This window comes from Burkholderia sp. AU31624 (assembly GCF_020420065.1).
In the GTDB taxonomy this organism is placed as follows: Bacteria; Pseudomonadota; Gammaproteobacteria; order Burkholderiales; family Burkholderiaceae; genus Burkholderia.
Genome location: NZ_JAIZRT010000007.1, coordinates 338,977 through 362,895, shown reverse-complemented (window position 1 = coordinate 362,895; position 23,919 = coordinate 338,977). Strand labels below are relative to the sequence as shown.

The following is a 23,919-nucleotide window of genomic DNA, read 5'->3' as shown; positions in this document are numbered from 1 at the left end:
CCGATCATGAACGCCCTGATCAGCGTCGCCGACCTGCTCGAACACGGCGCCGCGCGCTGGCCGCGGCATCCCGCGTATGCCGACGGCGGCGGCACGATGACCTACGAACAGCTCGCCCGCGCGGTCCGCCGCGCGGCTGCCGCACTCGCGTCGCGCGACGTGCAGCCCGGCGAGCGCGTCGCCATCTACGCGCCGAAGCGCATCGAAACCGTGGTCGCGATGCTCGCGGCCAACGCGCTCGGCGCGATCTTCGTGCCGGTCAATCCGCAGTTGAAGGAAGCCCAGATCGAACACATCGTCGCCGACAGCGGCGCGGCGCTGTTCATGACCGGCGCGCAGCGGTTGAAGCGCCTGCCGGCCCTCGCCGCGCTCGTCGGCGAACGCGCGATGCTGATCGAGGAACTGGCCGACGCGATCCACGCGCCCGGCGCCGACACACCGGCACCGCTTCCCGCCGGCCGGCCGGTGGACGACGATCCCGCCGCGCTGCTCTACACGTCCGGCTCGACCGGCAAGCCGAAAGGCGTGGTCGTGTCGCATCGCAATCTCGTGTCGGGCGCATTCAGCGTCGCCGCGTACCAGGGGCTGGCCGATGACGACGTCGTGCTCGGCGTGCTGCCGCTCAGCTTCGACGCGGGCCTGAGCCAGCTCACGACCGCGCTGGCCGCCGGCGCGTGCTATGCGCCGCTCGACTTCCTGCAGCCGGCTGAAGTGCCGCGCCATTGCGACGCGTTCGGCGTGACGTCGATCACCGGCGTGCCGCCGTTGTGGATGCAGCTCGCGTCCGCCGGCTGGAGCGACACGGCGCGCACGCGGATCCGCCGCTTCGCGAACACCGGCGGCCATCTCGCGACGCCGCTGCTGCACCGCCTGGAGGCAGTGTTCACGAACGCCGCGCCGTACCTGATGTACGGATTGACCGAAGCGTTCCGCTCGACCTACCTGCCGCCGGCCGACGCAGCACTGCGCCCGACGTCGATCGGCAAGGCCGTGCCGAACGCCGAGATCCTCGTGCTGCGCGCCGACGGCAGCGAATGCGCGGCCGACGAACCCGGCGAACTCGTGCATCGCGGCGCGTTCGTCACGCTCGGCTACTGGAACCGGCCCGAGCTGACCGCGCAGCGCTTTCGCCCGCTGCCGCGCCGGCACGGCGAGATCCCGCGCCCCGACGTCGCCGTGTGGTCCGGCGACATCGTGCGGCGCGACGCGGACGGCTACCTGTATTTCGTCGCGCGCGGCGACGACATGATCAAGACGTCCGGCTATCGCGTCAGCCCGACCGAGGTCGAGGACGTGCTGTTCGCGCTGCCCCACATCCGCGAGGCCGCGGTGTTCGGCGTGCCGCACGCATCGCTCGGCGAGGCGATCGCCGCGTGTGTCGTATCGACGCTCGACGCCGACGCATGCCGCGCCGACATCGCGCGCGCCTGCCGCGACGCATTGCCGACCTACATGAGCCCGCTCGTCGTCGAGCCGCTGCCGGCGTTGCCGCGCAACCCGAACGGCAAGATCGACCGCCCCGCGCTGAAAAACCAGTATCGCGACGCGTTCGCGCCCACGAACGAGGAGACCGCCGCATGACCCTGTCGACGCTCGATGAAACCTGCCTCGGCGCGCGCCGCATCGCCGAACCCGGCACGCTGGCCCTGTCGGGCGGCGTCGTGGTGCTGCCGCCCGCCGTCGTGTTCAGCGCGATCCAGGCGCAGGAACGCCATCCCGGCTACCGGCACCTGCTGCTGCCGCAGGCGCGCTTTGCGCGGCCGCGCGGAATGGGCGCACTGACGCCCGAAGAAGGCACGCGCCTCGCGCCGGGCGGCCGGCCCACGCTGCGGGTCGCGCCGCCCGGGCGCAGCCTCGCCGATCTCGCGGCCGACGCGGCCCTCGACCTGCGCGACCAGCTCGGCTCCGGGCAACTGGCCCGCACGACCCACGTGATCGTCGCGAGCTGCGCGCTCAACGAAGGGATCGGCGATTCGGTCGTCGGCCGCATGCAGTACGAGCTGGGCCTGCAGCGCGTGACGCCGTTCGCGCTCGGCCAGAACGGCACGCTCGGCTGGTATTCGGCGCTGATGCTGCTCGACGGGCTGCTCGACGAAGGCGACCAGGCGCTCGTGATCCTCAGCGACAAGTGGCTCTACCCGTTCTTCCGCCAGTTCGGCGACCTGGTCGGTTACGGCGACGCGGCCGCCGCGCTGCTCGTGTCGCGCGCCGGCCCGACACCCGAGCCGGCCGACTGGGGCGGCGTGCGGTCCGTGGCGATGGAATTCGGGCCGTCGATCGCCGATCCATGGGCCGACGCGCCCGGCACATTGCGCGACACGCTCGCGCCGGTCGCCGCGCGTGCGATCCGCCGCGCGCTCGACCTGGCCGGGTTGCGCGCCGGTGAGATCGACTGGTGCGTGCCGCCCGGCTTCGATCCCGGCTTCGCGGCGCGCGTGGCCGACGCCGCGTCGATCCCGGTCGCCGCCCGCATCCAGCATGAAGCCGCCGGCCACCTGTCGTCGGCTGAATCGGCGGCCGCGCTGATCCGGCTCGCCGGCGCACTCGACGAAGGCGAACGCCGCACGGTGCTCGTGTGGGATGCGGCACTGCATGGCGCGGCGGCGGCGGCCGTCGTCGACCTCGCCGGCGGCCTCGATGCCGCGCTCGATATCGAAGGGGACGCGTGATGAGCGCCTACAAGGTGAGCCTGCGCGAACTGCGCTTCTTTCTGTGGGAACTGTTCGAAGCCGACAAGCGGTTTCTGGCGGAACACGGCCTGTACGGCACGCATGACCGCGCATCGATCGACGCGCTGCTCGAACGCGCACGCGATTTCGCGCTCGACCTCGGGCGCAGCTATCAGCAGGCGGACGTCGAGGGCTGCACGCTGCTCGACGACGGCCAGGTGCGCATTCCGTCGCATTTCCACGCGCTGTGGGCGCGCTTTCGCGACGAATGGTCGAACACGCTGTTCGGCACCGCGCACGGGCTGCCGCCGATCGTCACGCAGATGATCTACGAGATGTTCATGGGCGCGAACCCGTCGTTCATGACGTACGGCGGCTTCACGCGCCCCGCGATCAAGCTCCTGCAGATGCACGGCACGCCGCACCAGAAGGCGCTGATCGCGCCGCTCGAGGCGTACCGCTGGGATGCCTGCTTCTGCGCGACCGAACCGCAGGCCGGCACCGACCTCACCGCGGTCGCGCTGCGCGCGACACCGCTCGAACGCGACATCTACGCGATCGACGGCGAGAAGGTCTACATCTCGGCCGGCATGCACGAGCTGACCGAGAACACGCTGTATTTCGTGCTCGGCCGCATCGACACCGCGTCGCCGGACTCGTTCTCGCTGTCGTGCCTCGTCGTGCCGCGCTTCTGGCCAGACGAGGAAACGGGCGAGCTGCAATCGAATCATGTCGACTGCATCGGCCTGCCGCGCAAGATGGGGCTCAAGGGCTGCGCGAACACGCATCTCGTGTTCGGTTCGAACGGCACGACCAGGGGCTGGCTGCTCGGCGGCCGGCGCAACGTCGGCCTGCTGCAGCTGATGCCGCTGATGAACCAGGCGCGGATGAGCACCGGGATGTTCGGCGTCGGCGTCGCGTCGAGCGCATACCTGCATGCGGTCGAGTATGCGGGCCGCCGGCTGCAGGGCCGGCCGATCGAACGCGCGTCGAACACCCACGCGGCCCGCGTCGCGATCGTCGAGCACGCGGACGTGCAGCGCATGCTGGTCGACATGAAGAGCCGCGTCGACGGCTGCCGCGGCCTGCTCGGCAAGCTCGCCGCCACTGCCACGCGCGCGGCGATGCTCGAAGCGACGCCCGACGCCGACCCGGCCGAGATCGAGCGCCACCGCAAGCTCCAGCTGCTGCTGACGCCGATCTGCAAGGCGTTCATCTCCGACCAGGCGTGGCGGATCTGCGAAACCGCGATCCAGGTGCACGGCGGGCTCGGCTATACCGATGCAAGCCCCGTCGAGCAGAACGCGCGCGACGTGAAGATCCTGTCGATCTGGGAAGGCACGAACTACATCCAGGCCCAAGACCTCGTGCGCGACAAGCTCGGCTTCGGCCGCCATTCGCGGCTGATCCAGTACTACCGCGACGAACTCGACGTGTTCCTCGCGCGCCAGCATCACACCGGCACGCATGCGGAGCTGCGCCCGCTGTTCGACGCGCTGCGCACCGGCGCCGACCGGATCGCCGCCGCGCTCGACGACATCGCGCGCGACGTGCAGGACGGTCACACGCACCGCAGCAGCCAGTTCTACACGCGCTTTCTCGAGATGTTCGGCGTCGTCACGTCGGCGTGGGTGCTGCTCGAATCGGCGACGATCGCCGCGCGCCGGCTCGACGCGCCGGACACCGCCGACACGCCGGCCGAACTCGCGTTCTATCGCGGCAAGCTGAAAAGCGCGCGCTACTACTTCGCGAACGTGCTGCCCGTGGTGGACCAGCACGCGGCCGTGATCGCCGCGATGGCGCATGCGGCGATCAGCGTCAGCAGCGACGAACTCGCGCAGGTGGAATGACATGGAGACGACGCTCGATTCCGGTACGTCCACCACGACGGCCCCGCCCGCGTCAGCCGGCGACGCGCCGCGCAACCTGCTCGGCCGCCCGGCGACGCGCCATCGCGGCACCGACATCGACGGCGCGACGCTCGAACCCGAAGCGCTGCGCGTGCGCGATCTCGACCTCAACGCGCTGATTGGCGCAACGACGTTCGAAGGCGCGCTCGCGCACCTGTGGTTCGACGTCGCGCCCGGCAGCGCCGCGCATCGCGCACACGAAGCGGCCATCGGCGCGCGGCTCGCGGCGTTCGCCGATGCGCTGGCGCCCGGGAGTGCCGCGCAATCCGTCGCCGCGGATCTCGGCGCGGCGGGTGTCGCGCCGGTGTTCGCGGCGGCGTCCGGCCTGCTGCGCGGCTTCGACGACGTGACGGCCCGCACGCATGGCGACGCACCGGACGACGCCGATCTCGACACGATGCTGCTGTGCGCGGCCGCGGCACCGTTCCTGCTGAACGCGGCGATCGAAGGCCGCCCGTTCGCCGCACGCCACGACTCGACCGGCGCCTCGCTCGCCGGCACGTCGAACCAGGCGCAACGCATGCTCGTACTGACCGGCGCGACGCGCACCGATGCGCCGGCGCGAGCCGCGATGGACATGCTGCTCGTCGCGTGGCACGCCGGCTTCGGCTACATCACGCCGACCGTGCTCGCGCCGCGGGTCGCGATCGGCACCGGCGTCACGCTCACGCAGGCGATCGCGTCCGGTTTCCTCGCAAGCGGGCCGTCGCACGTCGGTGCGGCGCTCGAAGCGATGCAGTGGCTCGCCGCGCTCGCGCAGTCGGTCCCGGGCGACACCGGCGCACCGCCTGCCGCGCTCGACGCAGCCGGGCGTGCGGCAATCGATGCCACGCTCGATGCGAAACGCACGCTGTACGGCTTCGGCCATCCGCTGTTCGTCGCCGACCCGCGTCCGCCGCACATGCGCGCGCGGTTCGCGGCACAACGCTTCGACGGCGCGTACGTGACGCTGTTCGACGCGTGCTGCGCACAGGCCGATGCCCGCCGCTCGCTTCGCCCGAACATCGATTTCCTGACGGCCGCGACGCTGCTCGAACTCGGTGTCGCCGCGCCGTCGTGGGGCGTCGGCGTCGGGCTCGGCGCACGCATCGCGGCGATGGCCGCGCATGCGGTCGAGCGGCGCCGCCGCCCGGCTTTCGGCGTCAACAGCGCGACCGCGCGACGGCTGCTGGCCGCCGTGCCGGTCGGCTGGCTGTGAACCCTCATCCCTCCGCACTCCGCAAAAGGACCGTCATGCTGCTCAAGAACCTGCGCCCGGCGAACGACTACGATCGCTTCGCCACCGAAACGCTCGAACCGTGGGACCTGCTGTTCATCAGCCGCATCCGCCAGCTCGCACGCGGGATGACGCCCGGCGTGATCGCCGACATCGGCACGGCCACCGGCGTCGTGCCGGTGCGCCTCGCGACCGACCCGGCGATGCGCGGCTGGCGCTATGTCGGCATCGACCTCGATCCGGCGATGCTCGACGAAGGCCGCCCGCGCATCCACGAACTCGATCTCGACGACACGATCGAGATGCGCGTCGGCGATGCGCTGGCACTGCCGTTCGACGACGGCACGCTGACGATGGCCGTCGGCCGCGCGACGCTGCACCACCTGCCGGACAAGGCATTGAGCCTCACCGAGATGTATCGCGTGCTGGAACCGGGCGGCATCGCGCTCGTGCACGACATGCGCCGCGACGCGCCGCAGCACCTGCTCGACCGCTTCACCGAGATGCGCGCCGCCGCCGACTATCCGCCGACCCACGTCGAGGAAAAGATCACGCTCGACGAAGCGCATGCGCTCGTCGCCGAAGCCGGTCTCGCGGCAGTCGCGTCGATCTACAGCCCGAGCGCCGGGCTCGGCGCGCTCGGCTTCGAGATCCTGCTGAAGAAACCGGCGCTGGCCTGAGTGATGACCGACCTCGCCTTCCTCGCCGCGCACGCCGCCGTGCGGCTCGGTGCCGACGACGTGCACTGCGCGGCGGTCGCGCCCGGCGCGACGCTGCCGCTGTGCGTGACGCCGCGCAGCGCCGAACTCGCGACCTCGCCGGAGATGTTCGTCGCGTGGTACCGCTCGCGGCTCGACACGATCGACACGCTGCTCGACGCGTGCGGCGCGCTGCTGTGGCGCGGCTTCGCGGTGCCCGACACCGCCGCGTTCGGCCAGCTCGGTGCGCTGTATCCACCGCACGCGAACGGCTATACGGCCGGCGCCGCGCCGCGCAAGCAGATCGACGGCCAGGTGTACGAGTCGACCCGCATGCCGCCGCCGTTCAAGATCGGGCTGCACCAGGAGATGGCCTACATGCCCGCGTTCCCGCGCCTCGTCGCGTTCTATTGCCGGCAGCCGGCCGACGCGGGCGGCGAGACGCCGATCTGCGACATGCGCCGCGTGACAGCGCGCGTGCCGGCCGCGCTGCGCGAACGGTTCGCCGAGCGCGGCGTGATGTACCTGCGCAATTTCGCGGCGCCCGGCGCGCGCGCGGACAGCCTCGCCGCCCATCCGGGCATGCCGTTCGCCGAATACCACCGGCCGTGGGACGACGCGTTCGGCACGACCGAGCGCGACGAGGTCGAGCGGCTGTGCGCGGAGCGCGGCGTCGGCTGCCGCTGGCTCGACGACGGCAGCGTGACGGTGTCGCACGTCGGCAGCGCGCTGCGCACGCATCCGCGCACCGGCGAAACCGTGTGGTTCAACCAGGCGAGCGCACAGCACCCGAACCCGCGCTCGATGGGCGAGCTCAGCTACCGCTACCTGCAGCGCATGTACGCCGGGCGCGCGGCGTTCCCGTACGAGATCCGCTATGGCGACGGGTCGCCGATGCCGTTCGACGATCTCGTCGCGATCTACGACGCGTTCGACGACGAGGAGCGCGCGTTCCCGTGGCAGGCCGGCGACGTGCTCGTCGTCGACAACATGCTGGTCGCGCACGGCCGCAACCCGTACCGGGGCGCGCGCGACACGCAGGTCATGCTGTTCGACTGACAGGAAGCCGACGATGAGCGATTCGTTCCTCGCCTCCGTGCGCGCGCTGTTCGGCCCGCACACCGCGTTCGACCGGCCGCTGCGTGCCGGCACGCAGCCGCTGCCCGATGCGCACTCGCCGGGTGCTGCGCTCGGCGCGCGCGCGATCGACGTCGCGGCCGGCGATTTTCATTTCTCCGCGCGGCATGTGCGGTTCCGGCTCGGCGCCGTCACCGCGATCGTCGGGCCGAACGGCTCCGGCAAGACCACGCTGCTCGAAACGCTGCTCGGCTTCCGGCGCGGCGGCACCGACGTGCGCGTGCTCGACGTGCCGGCCGCGCGCTTCATGCGCGATACGCCGTCGTTGCGGCGCATCGGCGCGCAATTGCAGAAGGTCGAGTATCCCGACCATCTACGCGTGTCGGAGATCGTCGCGCTACACCGCGCGATGTACGTGCGTGCGGACGCCGCGGTCACGGATGCGCTCGGCATCGCCGAACTCCTCGACAAGCCGTGCCGCGCACTGTCGAAGGGGCAGCGCCAGCGCATCGACCTCTACGTCGCGCTCGCGCACCGGCCCGAGCTGGCCGTGCTCGACGAGCCGTTCACGGGCCTCGACCGTCGTTACGCGGGCGTCGTGATCGACCTGCTGCGCCACCGTGCACGCGGCACGAGCGTCGCGATGATCTGCCACGCCGAGGAAGAGCTGGCCGTCGTCGACGATCTCGTGTGGGTGCGCGACGGCGGCGTGCGCTACCAGGGCGACAAGGACACGCTGCGCGCCGAGCTCGTCGGCGAGGCGCGCGCGGTCCTGCACTGCCGCGACGAAGTCGACGCACGCGCGCTGCGCAAGCGGCTCGCGGCGCTGCCGGGCGTGACCGGCGTGCGCGTGTCGGCCGCGCATGTCGTCGAGGTGTTCGGCGATGCGACGCTGCATCCGAACGTGCACCGCATCGTCGGCGAACAGGGCATCCAGCACCTCGCGCTCGCGCCGAGCACGCCGGGCGACCTGCTGCGCCTCTGTACCGAGGGCCCCATCCATGACTAAGGTGTTCCTGATTCTCGTGCGCAACGAGCTGCTCGGCTATCTGCGCAGCCGCTCGTCGCTGTTCTGGACACTCGTGTTCCCGGTGTTCCTGCTGAGCGTGATGCTGTTCGCGTTCGGCGGCTCGGGTTCGCTCGGCACCGCGGACATCGCGTTCGTCGTCCCCGGCGGCGCGACCCCGTACAGCCGCGCCTGCGAAGCGCAGATCGTCGAGAGCCTCACGCACAGCGACACGGTGAAGGCGACCTTCGACGGCCGCGGCGCGGCGGCCGACCGCGTGACCGTCGTGCTCGGCACCGACGAGCGCACACCGGCGACGATCCGCTACGACTTCAACGGCTCGCTCGCGGTCAAGGCCGCATCGCGCGTCGTCGAGATCGCGCTCGCGCGCTGCGCCGCGCAGCGGCTCGGGCTGCCGGCCGCGCAGGCACGCTTCGAGAACGCGGCACCCGCGCGCCGCCCGTTCGACTATGGCGCGTTCTTCGCGACCGGCATTCTCGTGATGGCGTTCATGGCGATCGGCCTCAACTCGACGACGACCGCGATCGCGTCGCTGCGCGAACGCAATACGTTCAAGCTGTACGTGTGCTTCCCGGTCTCGCGTGGCGTGTTCCTCGCCGCGCTGATCGTCGCGCGGATGATCATGATGGCGCTGTCGGCGCTCGTGCTGCTGACCGTCGCGCGCGTCGCGTTCGGCATCGCGCTGCCGATCGCGACGCCCGACGGGCTGCGCGCGCTGCCGATCGTGCTGCTCGGCGCGGCGATGGTGCTCAGCATCGGCGTGCTGCTCGCGAGCCGCGCCAAGTCGCTCGCCGCCGCCGAACTCGCGTGCAACGTCACCTACTATCCGCTGCTGTTCTTCAGCGACCTGACGATCCCGATGCACGACGCGCCGGCCTGGCTGAAGGCGGTGCTCGCGTTCCTGCCGACCAACCAGTTCGCGGTCGCGCTGCGCGGCGCGCTGGTCGACGGCGCCCCGTATGCGCAGCTCGCGCCGCAACTGCTCGGCATGACCGCGAGCACGGCGCTGTTCCTGTTCGCCGCCGCGCGGCTGTTCCGCTGGCACGACGCTTGACGCGTCGCCCGCTGTTTCACTGTTTCGAAGTTTCGACGAAGGAGAATCCCCCGATGAAATCGAGCAATCCCATCACCGACTACCTGCTGCATGCGAGCAACTTCCTGCCGGCGATCGTGTTCCTGTTCTACGGCCGGCTCGGCCCCGAACAGCCGGACGTGCGCTGGACGCACGCGTTCCTGATCGGCGGCGTGCTCGCGCTCGTGCACGGCGCATGGCTGATCCGCCGCGCGGACCGCAACAGCATCGCGATCGGCGTCGACCTGTTCCTCGTGATCGGCGCGGTGCTGGCGCTCGTGTCACCGACAGGTAGCCGTTTGTGGGGCGAGGAACTCGGGCCGGCCGCGATGCTCGTCTGCGTGCTGGTGGTCGGCATCGTGCATACCGCGTGGTCGGACGGCGGGTTCGTCGACGGCACGTTCGTCGACCATGCGCGCGCACGCTCGCTGTCGATCGTGCTGCTCGCGGTCACCGTCGTCGCGCTCGCGGTGTCGATCGCGATGCGCCACAGCCCGCTGTGGGGCGGCGTCGTGCCGCTGATCGCGCTGGTCGTCGTGCGCGGCCGGCTGCGCAAGCAGCTCGTGCGGGCCGGCTGACGATGAGCGCGCTGCCCGACCGCGCCGCGCAGCGGCACGCGCTCGCCGCGACGCTCGGTGACGGCTGGCTCGACGGGGCATCTTCCGACGAGTGTTCATCGTATGTAACGGACGTGACGCTCCACGGCGGCATCGCGCTCGGCGTCGCTCGGCCGGGCTCGACCGCCGACACGAGCGCGCTCGCGCGGGTTGCCGTCGCGCACCGCATCGCGCTGGTTGCGCAGGGCGCGCGCACCGGGCTCGTCGGAGCGGCCGTGCCCGATCGCAGCAGCACGCAATGCGTGGTGTCGTTCGACCGGATGCGCGCGGTGCGCGCGTTCGACGCGGCGAATCGCAGCATCACGGTCGAGGCCGGCGTGCGGTTGTCCGACATCAACCGCTTGGCGGCCGAAGCCGGCCTCTGCCTGCCGATCGACCTCGGCAGCGATCCCACGGCCGGCGGCCTCGTCGGCGCGAACGCGGGCGGCAGCCGCCTGATCAAGTACGGCGACGTGCGCCGCAACGTACTCGGCGTCGAAGTCGTGCTCGCCGACGCGGCGGGCACCGTGATCGACGCGCTCGCGCCGCTACGCAAGCGCAACGCGGGCTTCGACGTCACGCAGTGCTTCATCGGCGCGAACGGCGCCAACGGGCTCGTGACGGCCGTGTCGTTCGCGCTTGCGCCGCTCGAACGATCGTCGTGCGCGGCGTTCGTCGCGTTCGCGTCGTACGACGCGGCGCTCGCCGGCCTGCTCGCGTTCGAGCGTGCATTCGGCGAGATGCTGTCGGCATTCGAATTCATGTCGGCTGCCGCCGTCGGCTGTGTCGCTACCGCGTTTCCGGCGGCACGCATTCCGTTCGAAGCCGACGCTGCCGCGTGCTATGCGCTCGTCGAGATCGCGACCGGCATGCCGGGGCTCGATGCGCTGCTCGAGGAACGCACGATCGCGACGCTCGACACGCTCGCGGGCGAACACGTGGTGCTCGACGCGGCCTGCGCGCCGGCCGAACGGTTCTGGCGGATCCGCGACGCACTGCCTGCCGCGGTGGCGCAGGACGGCATGCCGCTGTCGTTCGACGTGTCGTTTCCGCGCGGTGCGCTGGCCGCGTTCGTTGCCGACGCCGAGCAGTGGATCGCGACCGCGCACCCGTCGCTGCGCTGTCACACGTTCGGGCATTTCGGCGACGGCGGCTGCCATCTCGTCGTGTCGATCCCGCACGCCTGCGCGGAGCGCTACGGGCCGCTGCAGCAGGTGGCGCTGCGCGGCGCGCTGTACGACCGCGTCGTGCGGGCCGGCGGCTGCTTCAGCGCCGAGCATGGCGTAGGGCCGGTCAACGTCGCGTACTACCGCAAGCATGTGCCGGCCGCTCAACGGCAAGTCGCAGCCGCCATCCAGCACGCCGTCGACCCGCTGGGTCTGATCGGGCGTGTCCGCTATTGATGCGCCGTCAAGCGGCGCCACGGAGAATTCGCATGATCCTTCGACACCCGCCCGGCCCGGGTACCGATTCCGAACCGGATGACGAACCGACGTTCGCCGGCATCCCGGCCACGCTGCCTGACTCGGGGGTCGTGGTCAACGTGCGAGGGGTGGCGTACGTGATCCAGCTGCCGCCGCGCGATCATGCGCGCCCGGCGCTGTGGCGCGAGCTGGCGGATTGGCGCGACGACCGGTCGGCAGGCGGCAACGGCGAGCCGGAGGCGCGGCAGGATTGAGCGTCGATGTGCGTTCCGGTGCCTTGAAAGGCCACCGCAGAAACGACCGCGGCGCCGGACAACCTCGGTCGTCCGGCGCCGCGTCGGGCGAAGCACGCGATTCGAAAATCAGAACACCGCGTGCCCGCTGATCAGGCTCGGCAGCCACGTCGAGAAGAACGGCAGGTACGTGACGATGTTGATCGCACTGAAGATCGCGAGGTAGTACGGCCACGCCATCTTCGTGGTCTCGCCGATCGACACGTTGCCGATCGCGCAGCCGACGAACTGCACCGAGCCGATCGGCGGATGCACGAGGCCGAGCGAGCAGTTCAGCAGCAGCATGATCCCGAACTGCACCGGCCCGACGCCGCACGCCATCGCGATCGGCAGGAACAGCGGCGTCGTGATCAGGATGTGCGCGGCCATGTCGACGAACGTGCCGAGGAACACCTGGATGATGTTGATGTACAGCAGCATCAGCCACGGCGCGGCGGTCGACTGCTTCAGCAGCCCTTCGATCGCATCCGGGATCTCCAGGTACGACATCTGGAAGCGCAGCATGTTGGACACCGCGATCAGCAGCAGCACGACGCCCGTCGTGCGCGCCGCATGCGACAGCGCGCGACGCAGCTTCTCCGCCGTCAGCGTCCGGTAGACCACCGCGGTCAGCACGAGCGAGTACACGACGGCGATCGCGGCCGCTTCGGTCGCGGTGGCAATCCCCTTCGCGACGCACACGAGGATGATCGCGATCACCATCAGCCCGGGCACCGCGCCGACGAAGCTGCGCAGCACCGCATACCAGCCGGGGAACGCGGGCAGCGCGGACGAACCGTCTTCACGGCGCGGATAGCCGTGACGCACGGCCTGCCAGTATGCGGCGGCCAGCACGAAGCCCATCACCCACAACACCGGCAGCAGCCCCGAGAACAGCAGGTCGCCGATCGACACGCCGCTCACCGGCTGGCCGTGCAGCATCCCGGTGATGCCCTGCGCGGCGAACGCGTAGATGATCATGTTGGTCGACGTCGGCATCAGCGCGCCGGCGAGCGACGCATGCGTCGTCACGTTGACCGCGTACGCGGCGCTGTAGCCTTCGCGCTTCATCAGCGGAATCACCACGCCGCCCATCGCCGACGTATCGGCGGTCGGCGAGCCCGAGACGCCGCCGAACAGCGTACAGGCGACGACGTTCGCCATCCCGAGGCCGCCGCGGAAGTGGCCGACCGTCGCCTGCGCGAAGCGCAGGATCCGGTCCGCGATGCCGCCATGCAGCATCAGTTCGCCAGAGAAGATGAAGAACGGCACCGCGAGAAACGAGAACGCATTCATTCCCGAGATCATGGCCTGCATCGCGGTCGCGATCGGCAAGCCTTCGACCAGATAGGTCAGCACGCAGGCGATGCCGAGCGCGAACGACACGGGCACGCCCAGCACGAGGAAAATCAGAAAGCTGACGGACAGGATCGCGAGTTCCATGGCGTTATTGTCCCGGCGTAGAACGACGAAGCGCGAGCAGGTGCTCGAGCGAGAAGAGGATGATGGCGATCGCCGCGGGCATCGCGATCAGGTAGCGCACGCCTTCGGGCAGCCCGATGATCGGGATGCGGTCGCCCATCGTCTCGGCGGCCATGCTGCCGCAGCCGATCATGATCATGATCGCGAACGCGATCAGGCTCAGGTGCTGGATCGCGATGACGACCATGCGCGCCTTCGGCGACAGCCGGCGCACGAGCGAATCGAGGCCGATATGGCCACCGTCGCGCACCTTCATCGCCGCCCCGAACATCGCGATCACGATCACGAGCAGCAGCGCGATCGGCTCCACGAAATCGGGCGCGTTCTCGAACACGTAGCGCATCACGACCGCGTAGAACACCAGCACCGTCAGCACCGCGAGACACGCCGACGCGATCACGGCCAGCACGCGGAACAGCACGTCGTTCACGCAGCGCAACAGCGGCGCGGCATGCGGGCGTGGCGCTGTTGCGCCGTCCGGGGCGGCGGCCCCGCCGCCCGAGGCGGTTGCGCCGTTCAGGGAAGTGCGACGTGTCACTTGGTGGCCTCGATCTCGTCGACGATCTGCTTCATCTGCGGCGTCTTTTCATACTTCGTCCACAGCGGCTGCATCGCCTTCACGAACGCCGCGCGGTCGATCTGCGCGGCCGGCAGGATCTTCGCGCCGCCCTTCGTCACCAGCTGCTGCGCGGACGCTTCGCGTGCCGTCCAAAGCTTCTGGTAATACGGCACCGAATCGGCCGCCGCCTTCCTGATCGCCGCCTGCTCCTGCGGCGACAGCGTGTCCCAGACCTTCTTCGAGAACACCAGCACTTCCGGCGTCATCGCGTGCTGCGTCTCCGAGTAGTCGGGCGCCACTTCGTAGTGCTTGGTTTCCTCGTACGACGGCAGGTTGTTTTCGGCTGCGTCGACGAGGCCCGTCTTCAGGCCCGTGTACACCTCGGCGAACGGCATCGGCGTCGGCGTGCCGCCCATCGCCTTGATCTCGTCGACCATCAGATCCGACGGTTGCACGCGCACCTTCAGCCCCTTCATGTCGGCCGGCGAGCGCACCGGGCGCTTCGCGTAGATCGAGCGCGCGCCGCTCTCGTAGAACGTCAGCGCGATCATCCCCTTCGCGGTGAACGCGTCGAGGATCTTCTGGCCGGCCGGGCCGTACATCGCCTTGCGGAAATGATCGACGTCGCGGAACAGGAACGGGAACGACGGGATCAGCGATTCCGGCACGATCTCGTTGAACGACGCGCCGTTCACGCGCGCCATGTCGATCGCGCCGATCCGCACCTGGTCGACCGTGTCCTTCTCCGAGCCGAGCGCGCTGTTGCCGAACACCTTGATCGAATCCTTGCCGCCCGTCTGCTTCGACAGCTCGTCACCCATGAACTTCACGGCCATGTTGGTCGGGAAGTTGTCGCCGTGCACGTCCGCCGAGCGGAACACGCGCGCCTGGGCGGACATCGCGAAGCCGGCCATCAGCGCGACGGCCAGGGCGATACGGGAGCGGTTGAATCGGTGCTTCATCGTCAGTCTCCTTGATGGTTGTGCTCGTTGTTGCGCGGCGATCCGTCGGCATGCGCATTCTTTGGCGCCGTGCTCGCTGACCGCTGAGTCATACGTCGTATGACGTGTTGACGCGAATGTACGTCGGTTAATCGTTTAACTCACTTGGTGCATACCCGTAGAGCGGCTGCTGTGGCGGGGTTTGGGTGCATTTCAGGGAATCGTTTTCTCTGTTTAGGCGAGTTTGGGCGAAACGTTTTCTGGGAAGGGGTTTGTGTTCAAGCCGGGCGACCGACCGGCCACTTCCATCGGAACCGGAAAACAAACTTTCGCTTCGTTTTCAATTGTCGTAGGATGACTGATCACAATTGCGACCGGTCGGCACGATGTGAGGAGCGCATGCCGGCCATGCACCGCCGCGCACGTCACGACCAGGAAGGAACACACAGAATCCGGGTACCGGCTGGCGCCTACGCCTACCCCGCCGTAGGGCGCCAGAGTACGTGCGACTGGCGCCACGGTGTTGCGACTCAGCGTGACCAAGTAACTGCGACCGCTCTACGCATTGCCGACAACACCCCGTGATGTCGCCGCCCGGACTCATACCGCATAAGTCGCATGTTCGCGTAGGGCGCACGGCTGGCACCATGCTTGTCGGACTTTCGACCAAGTCGATGTAACCGGCTTGGCTCGGAACTCCAACGGCGGCTCCGGGCCACGAGCAGTCGCTCGACGCTGCAGCCCAGATCACCGACAATTGGATGTCGATAGTCCACTCAAACGTTGCTATGAACGCCAGGAGTTCCCGCTTCTTTGTCGCTGGTTGTATTGAGGAGCCTGTTTTTGTCCTGGATGGGGTCGCTTCGGAATGGTTGTTCGTTTCAAAATTCTGGCAAAAGGCAAACACCTTGCTCGGGACAATGTTCGATCAGTTCGAAGAGGAAGTGGCCGAGCCCGCGATACTTGGCCAAATCGCATGTGAGCTGGCACATCAAATTTGCGAACTTGTGGAGCGGGAAGACGAGACTATTAGCTTCGTCTACAGATGGACCCCACAAGGGGACGTCCATGTTCTGGAGACGCGCCGAGCGACCCTTATCTCGCAGTTGGAAGCAGTCCGTGACTTCCTTTTCCTGGCGGCCAAAAATGATGAAGCACTCGAGTTGAGCCTTTAGGTAGATCAACAATCAGATGGCTTGCCTCTCCGGATGCAGCAAAATTTCTTGGTGTCGGAGTGACCGAAGTTGGGCGGTGGAATTGTCCGCTGCGGGGCGACTGCTGTCGACTCATACTGCGGAAGTGGCAATTCATGCACAATGTCGAACCGTCGCCCCTTTGGTGGGAGTCGGCGTTCAAACAGCGTGAGGTCCGCACACCATGGTGCGTTCGTTCACACTTTCGCACGGACGGACTGCCCCAACTGAGCTGCGACCCAGCGATAGCGCTACCACTTTTGCTACACGCTCCTCACGTGCGTGGGAACCGCGTACAAGCCCTTCAACTCATGTGAACGTTCTTGTCATGCCAGAAGATTTCGAAGTTCACGGCCCGCACGATCATGCAGTAGAGCACCCTGCGGCGCATGAAGAAAGCCATGGAGCGGCGCGCATCGCCGTGATGACTGCTGTCCTCGCCTGCGTCGGCGCGATTTCCGCATACCAGAGCGGTGCGGAAGAGAATTTCGCGTTGCTGCACAAGAACGAGGCCGCGATCCAGAAAACCGAGGCGGCTAACCTGTGGGCCTATTACCAGGCAAAGGGCGAGAAGCAGAATCTAGCCGAGCTCGGTGCAGCGTTGAGCCAGGAAGCATTGCCGCAAAGAAAGCGTTTCGAAGCAGACGCGGCGCGGTATCGCGAAGAGAAGGAGCCGATCCGCAAGCGCGCCGAAGCGCTCGAGCAAGAGGTTGTGAAGAGCAATGCTGCAAGCGAGGAGCGGCTACACCGGCATCATCGTTGGGCGCAGGCCACTACCATCATCCAGATCTCGATCGCACTTGCTGCGATCACGATCCTCACGCGGCGGAAATGGATGCAACACCTGTCGATGGGTGCTGCCGCGATCGGCGTCGTACTGGCAGGGCTGGCGCTCTTTGGTGTGTAGCGGCCCGACGAGCGGGCACTTGTGGGCCAAGAGCGGTCGTCGACACCACGGAGGTCGCAGGGGAGCGGAAAGACCTATCCTGCACAACTTCCATGGGCTAAACCTGACACGTCATGAACGCAAATCTAGGTATTGTTCTTCATAAAAGCGAACGGGAATCGACGCTACGACAATTGCCTCCCGAGACAAGATCCTGGGGCGATGAGGTCGTGGAGGTTGACGCACCCAATCGCTATGCATTTCCAGGCCTTGATGGCGTCGAATTTCATATTTATCCAGTCACCGACTTCATTCGGAGCCGGTTGCCAGCAAGTGAAAGGTCTGCAAGCCTGGAGTATGCCTGGATGACCGGCGCTGCCTTGAGCAGTTACGCATCTTGGAGCCAGACACACCACGACGAAGCGGCATTCGTCCCGCTCGAACTCGGTTTCGTCACGTTGCTACGTCAACTTTGTTTTTGGGCCGTATTGTTTGCCCCCGAAGGGGAAAGGGTTGGCGAGATTGCCGCCCTTAGCGCGGAAGATACGGTGCGCCTTCTGAGGCATGGTGTGCAGAGCATAGCTGAATGCCCAGGGTTTTTAGCGCTGAGCGAATAGCCTGTCAGCGTTGCCGAATGGACGTCCGCTTTGGGTCAGCTGCAGTCACCTGAGTACAACGAAATGCCACTACGTTGGCGCCGCAGTAAGCCAATCGCACGACCTCCGACGCACCGCCCCAGCACCGGTGGCGCGACTAGACGTAAGTCGCCGATTTTCTGCGCACGCCGTTGCCGATACCCTGGCCCCCTACGCCCACGCTTGCCCCACCCCGCCCCCTCACGTCTGCATAACCAGCGACGTCAACTGCGCCGCCCGCCCCACCGCCGTCTTCGCATAGATCGACTTGATCTGCGTGCGGATCGTGCCGATCGACACGCCGCGCAACCCGGCGCATTCCTGCGGCGACAACCCGTCGCAACACAGCAGCACCGCAAGATCAGCCTCGGCCGACGACAGCCCGTAAAACACGCGCAGCCGCTGCGCGCGGGCCGACGGCGAACGCAGATCGGCGGCCGTCATCAGCGTCGCGACGCCCGGCCGCTCGCGCATCAGGCGCGACTGCTCGGGCACCGGCATCAGCGCCAGCGGCAACGGTTCGCCCGTTGTACGCCGTAACAGCAGCCCGCCGCGCGCGTACGCGTGCCGCCATTGCGCGTCGTCGACACAGCCTTCCGGCGCGAATCGCCCGTTCACGACCCGCAGCGCCGGTTCCGCCGCGATCAGCTGATCGGCCGCGCGATTCGTATAGCGCAGCTCACGCTGCGCGCCGAGCAGGAAGACCGGCACCGGAATCGCATCCAGCGCCGATTCGGCAGCGGCCACGCGCGCCTCGAGCTCGCCGATCCGCGCCTGGATCTGCAGCGCACGGCTGATGTGCATGCCCATGTTTTCGATCGCGTGGCGCTGATCGTCGGACAGCCCCTGCGATTCGAGGCCGCCCTGGACGCTGAGGAATGCCCCCGAGCCCTCGCCGCGATGGATGTACAGGCCCGAGATGCTGCCGAGCCCGAAAGGGTGAAGGAATTCCTGATAGAACGCGCTGTGCGCGCGCTGGTGCGCGGAAAGGTGCTTGACGTCCTCGAACCAGCGGCCCGCCGGCCAGTCGGCGGCGACCGGCACGACCGGGTCGTACCGATAGAACTCGGTGTTGTAGGTGTGATGACACGCGGCGACCCATGACGCGTCGTCACCCGCCGCCTGCTCGATCGCCGGCACCCGCGCCGCGTCGTCGAAAGACAGCAGCGTGACCATGCGCACGCCGACCCACGATCGCAGCCCGTCCAGCACCGTTTCCCATCGTTGATCGCCCAGCGCCGCAGCGTAGACGTCATCGATCCATGCGGATGGAATCAACCCGTTCATTGGCATCTGGCCACCCCGCGCCGTGCGTTTTTGTCGAACGTCTCCTGCGCATCTTAGTCAATCGGCGCCCGCGTTTAAATCACTCGTTCGCGTTTGATCGAAATACCACGTTTGTTACCGCTTATCGTCAGACGTATTGGCCGTTATTCCGGCCCGCACGGTGCCGCCCGCTTTTCATCCGGATCACGGTATGCCATGATGCAGCGCATGATGATTCGAAACACCACGCTCTCGCTGCACCATCACCACGGACGCACGCTGTTGCGCCGTGGCTCGTTTCGCATCTAGCAATTGCATCGGGTGAATGCCCGATCAAGACGACAACCAAGGCGCCTCCGGCGCCTTTTTTGTTTTTTGCCGCCTTGAAAGCGGACTGCGCCGATCAATCGAACCCGTATGGAGTGTTTTCAATGCAACAGCCCTGGAAAGACATCGCCTTGTCGGATTTACCGCTTCGCGAGGATCTCAAGTTGCGGCACGCGTACGGGGCGCCGCAACTCGATGTGCCGGTCTGCCTGAACGTCAACGAGAACCCCTATCCGCCGTCGCCCGCGCTCGTCGAGCGCATCGCGACCGCGGTGGCCGACGCCGCGCGCGCGGCGAACCGCTATCCCGACCGCGACTTTGCCGAGCTGCGCGCGCATCTGGCGGCGTATCTGATGCACGACACCGGCGTGGCGGTCGACGCATCGAGCGTCTGGGCGGCCAACGGCTCGAATGAAGTGATCCAGCAGATCCTGCAGGCATTCGGCGGCCCCGGGCGATCGGCGCTGGCCTTTACGCCCGCGTATCCCATGTATGACGAATACTGCCGCACGACTTTCACGCGCCTGCATACATTGCCGCGCACCCGGGATTTCGCGCTGGATCTGGATCAGGCCCTCGACAGCATCCGCGAGCACCAGCCGAGCGTCATCCTGCTGACGTCGCCGAACAACCCAACCGGCACCGCGCTGCCGGTCGACGATATCCGCGCGATACTCGACGTCGCGCCGGGCGTGGTGGTCGTCGACGAGGCCTATGCGGAATTCCGGCGTCACGGCGTCCCCAGCGCGGTGACGCTGCTGCCGGAGCATCCCCGGCTCATCGTCACCCGCACGCTGAGCAAGGCGTTCAAGTTCGCGGGCGGCCGCGTCGGGTATTGCGCGTGTGCGCCTGCGATCGTCGAAGGTCTGAAGCGGGTTCGATTGCCCTACCACCTGTCCGCGTTCACCCAGGCGGCGGCCTGTGCGGCGCTGGTCGCGCGCGACGAGATGCTGTCGCAAGTCGAGGCGATCAAGGCCGAGCGCGATTCGACCGTCGACTGGCTGCGTGGCCTGGGCCTCACGGTGGCCGATTCCGATGCCAACTTCGTGATGTTCGGCGAGTTTGCGGATCGGCACCGGATCTGGAGCGGCCTCCTGCGTCACGGGGTCCTGATTCGGGAGTCCGGCCCGCCGGCGTATCTTCGCGTGTCGATCGGCACCGGCGCGGAGATGGCCGCGTTTCGTGCGGCGCTGCTCGACGTGATCGCGCTCGAATAAGCTACCGGCCATCCGGTCGACGACGCGATGAAGCACATGCGTGTGCCGTATCCGATGATGTGCTTACTTCATCGTCGCGAACCGCATTTCCATCGTGTGGATCTTCGCGAGCACCGCTTCGCTGAGCTTTCTGACGTGGCGCGGCACATCGGGCGCCGACAGCAGCTCCTCGATTCGCCCGCGCCAGTAGCTTGGATGCCGCACGCGCCCCGCACCCGACATCGACACATCGTCAGCGTTCGTCTCGCTGTCCAGGAGAGCCACCATTCTCTGAATGTGAGAAAGCTCTCGTTCCGCATAGTCTCGTGCCAGCATATTGATTGAAATTCCCCGAAATACGACAGCAGGCCTTCCGTCATCAACGCGCCATCGTGTTGCGGTGTAAAGCATTCACCGCACACGTCTGTCGCCATCGTACGCAGGCGCTGTGTCAGTAAACCGCATGGGCATTTGCTGATTTCGATACGGAATGGGGAGCCTGTCCGATTGTTCCGACGACTTCCGGCCCCGATGCCCTGTGGTCAATCGTAGGCTGACTGTTGGCCGATGACATCTCCCAAAGTGGGGATGCGGGGCGATATTGGCCGGGCGGTATTTTCCGGAATTGTCAGGTCGTCGGGCGGTGCGCGGAAGGCATGCGGTTGCCGCCTGAAGCTTCGCGAGATCCTCCTCGACGAGCAGCCTGTCGAAGTCCCTTGGCGGCAATTGCTTGCTTTGCTTTCCGTATCGCCGGCGCGTGCTTTCACCGGCAGGCGCGTCGTGCGTCGAGTATGGGAATGTTTCGCGCAACTACACACTCACGAGACAGGGTCCGCTGAAGTCAGATACCGACATCGCCCTGCTTCAGCCCGAAAACGAAATCGACTTCCACCGACGCCCCTTTGGGCAATTGCAGCACGCCGACCGACGTACGCGTATGAACGCCTGCTTCGCCAAGCACCGCGTACAGCATGTCGGATGCGCCGTCGGCGACTTCGCTTTGCATCGTGAAGCCGGGTGCGCTTCGCACATACACGGTGATGCGCGGCACGGTTGCTATCGCGTCGAGCGTGCCGCGGTGCTTCCTGATCAGCGACAGCGCACGCAGCACCGATACGCCGGCGGCCCGGCGACCTTCGTCGAGCGAAACGGATTCCCCCACTACGCCCACGAAATGCACCACGTCGCCGATCCGCGGAATCTGGCCGGCAATGTAGGCCGTGTTCCCGTCCACCAGAATGGGCGTGTACTTTCCGCCGATCCTGATTTCCTCGTCCGGATTGAAGCCGAATTCGGCCGCGACCTGCATCAGCTTATCGTCTCTGTTCATTGGTGAATTCCCCGATACTTCAGAAAAATGTAAAGAATAATTAAGTCTCGTCCGCTTGTCTCGACGAAAAAATCCCGCCGCGTCCGATCAAAGCGACGTGCCACCGCCGTTAAAAGTTTCCGGGTAATCCTCTACGCTTTCTCATACATGACACACTTTTCAGGTGTTCGAAGCAGTCCTGCATTGCTTTATCGATGACAAATCTCGTAGTCGAAGAGAATTTCCTCAAAACTTTCCGCTGAAACCGCTATCATATGTGTACTCAACCTGAAGAGTGATACATGGCAACGTACAAGGAACTGAAAGCCCAAATGGAAGCTTTGGCCGAGAAAGCCGAAGCTGCACGTGCCGCGGAATTCCAGGCGATCGTCGACGACATCCGCACCAAAGTTGCGGAATTCGGCATTACCGAGAAAGACATTTTCGGTACGCGTCGTGGTCGACCGGCCAAGCAAGCGGCCGCCCCCGTGCAGGCAAAGTATCGCGACCCGAAGACCGGGGCAACCTGGTCGGGCCGCGGTCGCGCGCCCGCATGGATCAAGGACGCGAAGAATCGCAATCGATTCCTGATCCAGGAATAAGATTCTCGACGCGCACCGGCGCGCGCACGAGCGCGCCGTCCTGCTATTTGGGCATCGATACCGGCGGTATTTAAAAGCCGTTCCGGTGTGGTGAAGATTTGCGCCATCCGGCGCGTGGTTGCACGCTACGCGCCGGATTTCGTGTCGCCCAAACTTTCCTGATTCAAGGTTCGTAATAAATCGCAAGCCAGACGGATTGCGTTGTTTCGTGCGTCCATGCAACGCGATGTCGGCAATGCGGCTCGATCAGCACGTAGTCGCCGGGATGCATTTCATGGCGCGTCGGGCCTTCTTCGAATTCGAGTACGGCTGCGCCCGACAGCAATACGACCCATTCGGCGCGTGAGTCGTCATACCAAAAGCCATCGGGGCTCGTGTGCCCCATCGACACGATTCGCTCTACGTTCAGACGCTGCCCGGTGACGAGGCGGTCGATTTGTTCATCGTTGCCGCGCTGGCCATCGGTGGTGAAAAGATTGCCGGTTTGAAGTTGCATGGGGTGGCCTCGTCGATGATCGTCGAGGAAAGAATCGTGCGTTGAGTGACGCAGACTTTCACCTCCGTCTAACGATCACCATTGACGCTGACTCGTTTCATCGGAAACAGCATCATAGCGTTCCACATGCCTGAAATCGGCCGTGGATTCAACCCGTCGACACATCGAATTGATGAACGCGCTCAGCAGATGTATCGAAGTCCCGTATCGCTCGCGGACGTTCACACGCGATCCAGCGGAACGGTAAGCAGGTCGATCACCGCTTGCGTCTCGGGGCGCACGCCGCGCCACCACGCAAAGGCTTCCGCCGCCTGCTCCACCAGCATGCCAACACCATCGGCTACACCGGCGACCCCGGCATTGCGCGCCAGTCGCAAGAACGGTGTGAGGTGCTTGCCATAGGCCAGTTCATAGGCTGTACCACGCGGGCTGAATACGCCGGGCGGCACGGGCGGCAAATCGCCGGTAAGACTCGCGGACGTCGCGTTGACCACCAGATCGAAGCGCCCCATGCGATCGAGTTCCCCGTAAGCGCACGCCGTGATCGGCCCATACGAAGCCAATTGCGATGCCAGCGCTTGCGCTTTCTCGACATGACGATTAGCCACCACCAGTTGTGCGGGGCGCGCGCCCAGGAAGGGAAGCAACGCGCCGCGGGCCGCGCCGCCGGCGCCCAGCAGCAACACACGCTTGCCCGCGAACGGCGTGTGAAGATTCACCTCGATATCACGCAGCAGACCGATGCCGTCGAAGTTGTCTGCGAGAATCCGGCCGCCCTCGAACTTGAACGCATTCGCCGCGCCTGCAAGCGTCGCGCGCTCGCTGCGCTCATCGGCCATGTCGAATGCCGCAAGCTTGAACGGCGCCGTGATGTTCATGCCCTTGCCGCCGGCCGCGATAAATGTCCGCACCGTTGCCGCGAACGCGTCATCCGGTTCGCACGGCCCCTCGATAGCCGTGTAGTGCATCGCCTGTTGCGTCGCTTCGGCGAAAAGACCATGAATCAGCGGGGATTTCGTATGGCCGATCGGATTGCCGATCACCGCATAGGTATCGCTCATCGTCG

The 23,919-nt window shown here is 66.7% G+C and carries 24 protein-coding genes; 16 read left to right on the top strand and 8 right to left on the bottom strand.

The window, feature by feature from the left end; genetic code table 11:
• Positions 1-6: 6 nt before the first annotated feature.
• Genes LGM89_RS25970 through LGM89_RS25920 form a run of 11 tightly spaced genes read left to right on the top strand, consistent with a single transcriptional unit; the run spans position 7 to position 11,943 of the window.
• Entirely contained in the window at positions 7-1,581 is a 1,575-nt protein-coding gene (locus tag LGM89_RS25970; protein ID WP_226274385.1) for an acyl-CoA ligase (AMP-forming), exosortase A system-associated, read from the top strand.
• Positions 1,578-2,669: a hypothetical protein gene (locus LGM89_RS25965; RefSeq protein WP_226274384.1), complete on the top strand. Its 1,092-nt coding sequence runs from the start codon at positions 1,578-1,580 to the stop codon at positions 2,667-2,669. Before LGM89_RS25970 ends, LGM89_RS25965 begins: the two co-directional genes overlap by 4 nt.
• Complete coding sequence (locus tag LGM89_RS25960; protein WP_226274383.1) at positions 2,669-4,519, top strand: acyl-CoA dehydrogenase; 1,851 nt, start codon at positions 2,669-2,671, stop codon at positions 4,517-4,519. The genes LGM89_RS25965 and LGM89_RS25960 overlap by 1 nt, the downstream gene beginning before the upstream one ends.
• A gap of 1 nt (position 4,520) precedes the next feature.
• On the top strand, positions 4,521-5,777 hold the full coding sequence (locus tag LGM89_RS25955) for a citrate/2-methylcitrate synthase (RefSeq protein WP_226274382.1): 1,257 nt from the start codon (positions 4,521-4,523) through the stop codon (positions 5,775-5,777).
• Between the two features lie 35 nt (positions 5,778-5,812).
• Positions 5,813-6,475 carry a class I SAM-dependent methyltransferase gene (locus tag LGM89_RS25950; protein ID WP_039347774.1) on the top strand — a complete coding sequence of 221 codons (663 nt, stop codon included), beginning with the start codon at positions 5,813-5,815 and terminating at the stop codon, positions 6,473-6,475.
• Between the two features lie 3 nt (positions 6,476-6,478).
• The gene (locus LGM89_RS25945; RefSeq protein WP_089498835.1) at positions 6,479-7,552 is read left to right on the top strand and encodes a TauD/TfdA family dioxygenase; all 1,074 of its coding nucleotides are present in this window, start codon (positions 6,479-6,481) and stop codon (positions 7,550-7,552) included.
• A gap of 13 nt (positions 7,553-7,565) precedes the next feature.
• Positions 7,566-8,579 (top strand): ATP-binding cassette domain-containing protein, encoded by a 1,014-nt coding sequence (locus LGM89_RS25940; protein ID WP_226274381.1) that lies wholly within the window; start codon positions 7,566-7,568, stop codon positions 8,577-8,579.
• Positions 8,572-9,651, top strand: coding sequence for an ABC transporter permease (locus LGM89_RS25935; RefSeq protein WP_226274380.1), 1,080 nt, complete (start codon positions 8,572-8,574; stop codon positions 9,649-9,651). The genes LGM89_RS25940 and LGM89_RS25935 overlap by 8 nt, the downstream gene beginning before the upstream one ends.
• 53 nt (positions 9,652-9,704) lie before the next feature.
• On the top strand, positions 9,705-10,247 hold the full coding sequence (locus LGM89_RS25930) for a hypothetical protein (RefSeq protein ID WP_059590725.1): 543 nt from the start codon (positions 9,705-9,707) through the stop codon (positions 10,245-10,247).
• Positions 10,248-10,249: 2 nt separating this feature from the next.
• The gene (locus LGM89_RS25925; RefSeq protein WP_226274379.1) at positions 10,250-11,668 is read left to right on the top strand and encodes an FAD-binding oxidoreductase; all 1,419 of its coding nucleotides are present in this window, start codon (positions 10,250-10,252) and stop codon (positions 11,666-11,668) included.
• A gap of 32 nt (positions 11,669-11,700) precedes the next feature.
• On the top strand, positions 11,701-11,943 hold the full coding sequence (locus LGM89_RS25920) for a hypothetical protein (RefSeq protein WP_226274378.1): 243 nt from the start codon (positions 11,701-11,703) through the stop codon (positions 11,941-11,943).
• A 108-nt stretch (positions 11,944-12,051) separates the two neighbouring features.
• On the opposite strand, the gene LGM89_RS25915 is transcribed toward LGM89_RS25920, so the two are convergent.
• The 3 genes from LGM89_RS25915 to LGM89_RS25905 are packed head-to-tail and all read right to left on the bottom strand — an operon-like array spanning position 12,052 to position 14,964.
• Positions 12,052-13,404, bottom strand: coding sequence for a TRAP transporter large permease (locus LGM89_RS25915; RefSeq protein WP_089429834.1), 1,353 nt, complete (start codon positions 13,402-13,404; stop codon positions 12,052-12,054).
• A 4-nt stretch (positions 13,405-13,408) separates the two neighbouring features.
• A complete protein-coding gene (locus LGM89_RS25910) occupies positions 13,409-13,981 on the bottom strand; it encodes a TRAP transporter small permease (RefSeq protein WP_226274377.1) in 573 nt (190 codons plus the stop codon).
• Positions 13,978-14,964, bottom strand: a complete 987-nt coding sequence (locus LGM89_RS25905) for a TRAP transporter substrate-binding protein (protein WP_089429836.1) — start codon at positions 14,962-14,964, stop codon at positions 13,978-13,980. Before LGM89_RS25905 ends, LGM89_RS25910 begins: the two co-directional genes overlap by 4 nt.
• A 767-nt stretch (positions 14,965-15,731) precedes the next feature.
• Between LGM89_RS25905 and LGM89_RS25900 the strand changes: the two genes are divergently transcribed.
• From LGM89_RS25900 to LGM89_RS25890, 3 genes are all read left to right on the top strand, one after another.
• A complete protein-coding gene (locus LGM89_RS25900) occupies positions 15,732-16,118 on the top strand; it encodes a hypothetical protein (protein WP_226205010.1) in 387 nt (128 codons plus the stop codon).
• A gap of 346 nt (positions 16,119-16,464) precedes the next feature.
• Positions 16,465-17,043 carry a DUF4337 domain-containing protein gene (locus tag LGM89_RS25895; RefSeq protein ID WP_089498842.1) on the top strand — a complete coding sequence of 193 codons (579 nt, stop codon included), beginning with the start codon at positions 16,465-16,467 and terminating at the stop codon, positions 17,041-17,043.
• Positions 17,044-17,156: 113 nt separating this feature from the next.
• A complete protein-coding gene (locus LGM89_RS25890; protein WP_089498843.1) occupies positions 17,157-17,639 on the top strand; it encodes a hypothetical protein in 483 nt (160 codons plus the stop codon).
• 219 nt (positions 17,640-17,858) lie between these two features.
• Here LGM89_RS25890 and LGM89_RS25885 read toward each other — a convergent pair whose 3' ends face one another.
• Entirely contained in the window at positions 17,859-18,944 is a 1,086-nt protein-coding gene (locus LGM89_RS25885) for a helix-turn-helix transcriptional regulator (RefSeq protein WP_226274376.1), read from the bottom strand.
• Here LGM89_RS25885 and LGM89_RS25880 point away from each other — a divergent pair.
• Positions 18,926-20,467, top strand: a complete 1,542-nt coding sequence (locus LGM89_RS25880) for a histidinol-phosphate transaminase (RefSeq protein ID WP_226274375.1) — start codon at positions 18,926-18,928, stop codon at positions 20,465-20,467. The two genes, LGM89_RS25885 and LGM89_RS25880, sit on opposite strands and share 19 nt — an antisense overlap.
• A gap of 63 nt (positions 20,468-20,530) precedes the next feature.
• Here LGM89_RS25880 and LGM89_RS25875 read toward each other — a convergent pair whose 3' ends face one another.
• Both LGM89_RS25875 and LGM89_RS25870 read right to left on the bottom strand, forming a co-directional pair.
• Positions 20,531-20,782, bottom strand: a complete 252-nt coding sequence (locus tag LGM89_RS25875) for a hypothetical protein (RefSeq protein WP_226205293.1) — start codon at positions 20,780-20,782, stop codon at positions 20,531-20,533.
• A 505-nt stretch (positions 20,783-21,287) separates the two neighbouring features.
• Entirely contained in the window at positions 21,288-21,776 is a 489-nt protein-coding gene (locus tag LGM89_RS25870; RefSeq protein ID WP_226274374.1) for a RidA family protein, read from the bottom strand.
• A gap of 281 nt (positions 21,777-22,057) precedes the next feature.
• Here LGM89_RS25870 and LGM89_RS25865 point away from each other — a divergent pair, with 281 nt between their 5' ends.
• The gene (locus LGM89_RS25865) at positions 22,058-22,357 is read left to right on the top strand and encodes an H-NS family nucleoid-associated regulatory protein (RefSeq protein ID WP_011350136.1); all 300 of its coding nucleotides are present in this window, start codon (positions 22,058-22,060) and stop codon (positions 22,355-22,357) included.
• A gap of 163 nt (positions 22,358-22,520) precedes the next feature.
• Here LGM89_RS25865 and LGM89_RS25860 read toward each other — a convergent pair whose 3' ends face one another.
• Together LGM89_RS25860 and aroE are read right to left on the bottom strand one after the other, a co-directional pair.
• Positions 22,521-22,853: a cupin domain-containing protein gene (locus LGM89_RS25860; protein WP_226274373.1), complete on the bottom strand. Its 333-nt coding sequence runs from the start codon at positions 22,851-22,853 to the stop codon at positions 22,521-22,523.
• A gap of 221 nt (positions 22,854-23,074) precedes the next feature.
• Positions 23,075-23,914, bottom strand: a complete 840-nt coding sequence (gene aroE, locus LGM89_RS25855) for a shikimate dehydrogenase (RefSeq protein ID WP_089498848.1) — start codon at positions 23,912-23,914, stop codon at positions 23,075-23,077.
• Between the last annotated feature and the right edge of the window lie 5 nt (positions 23,915-23,919).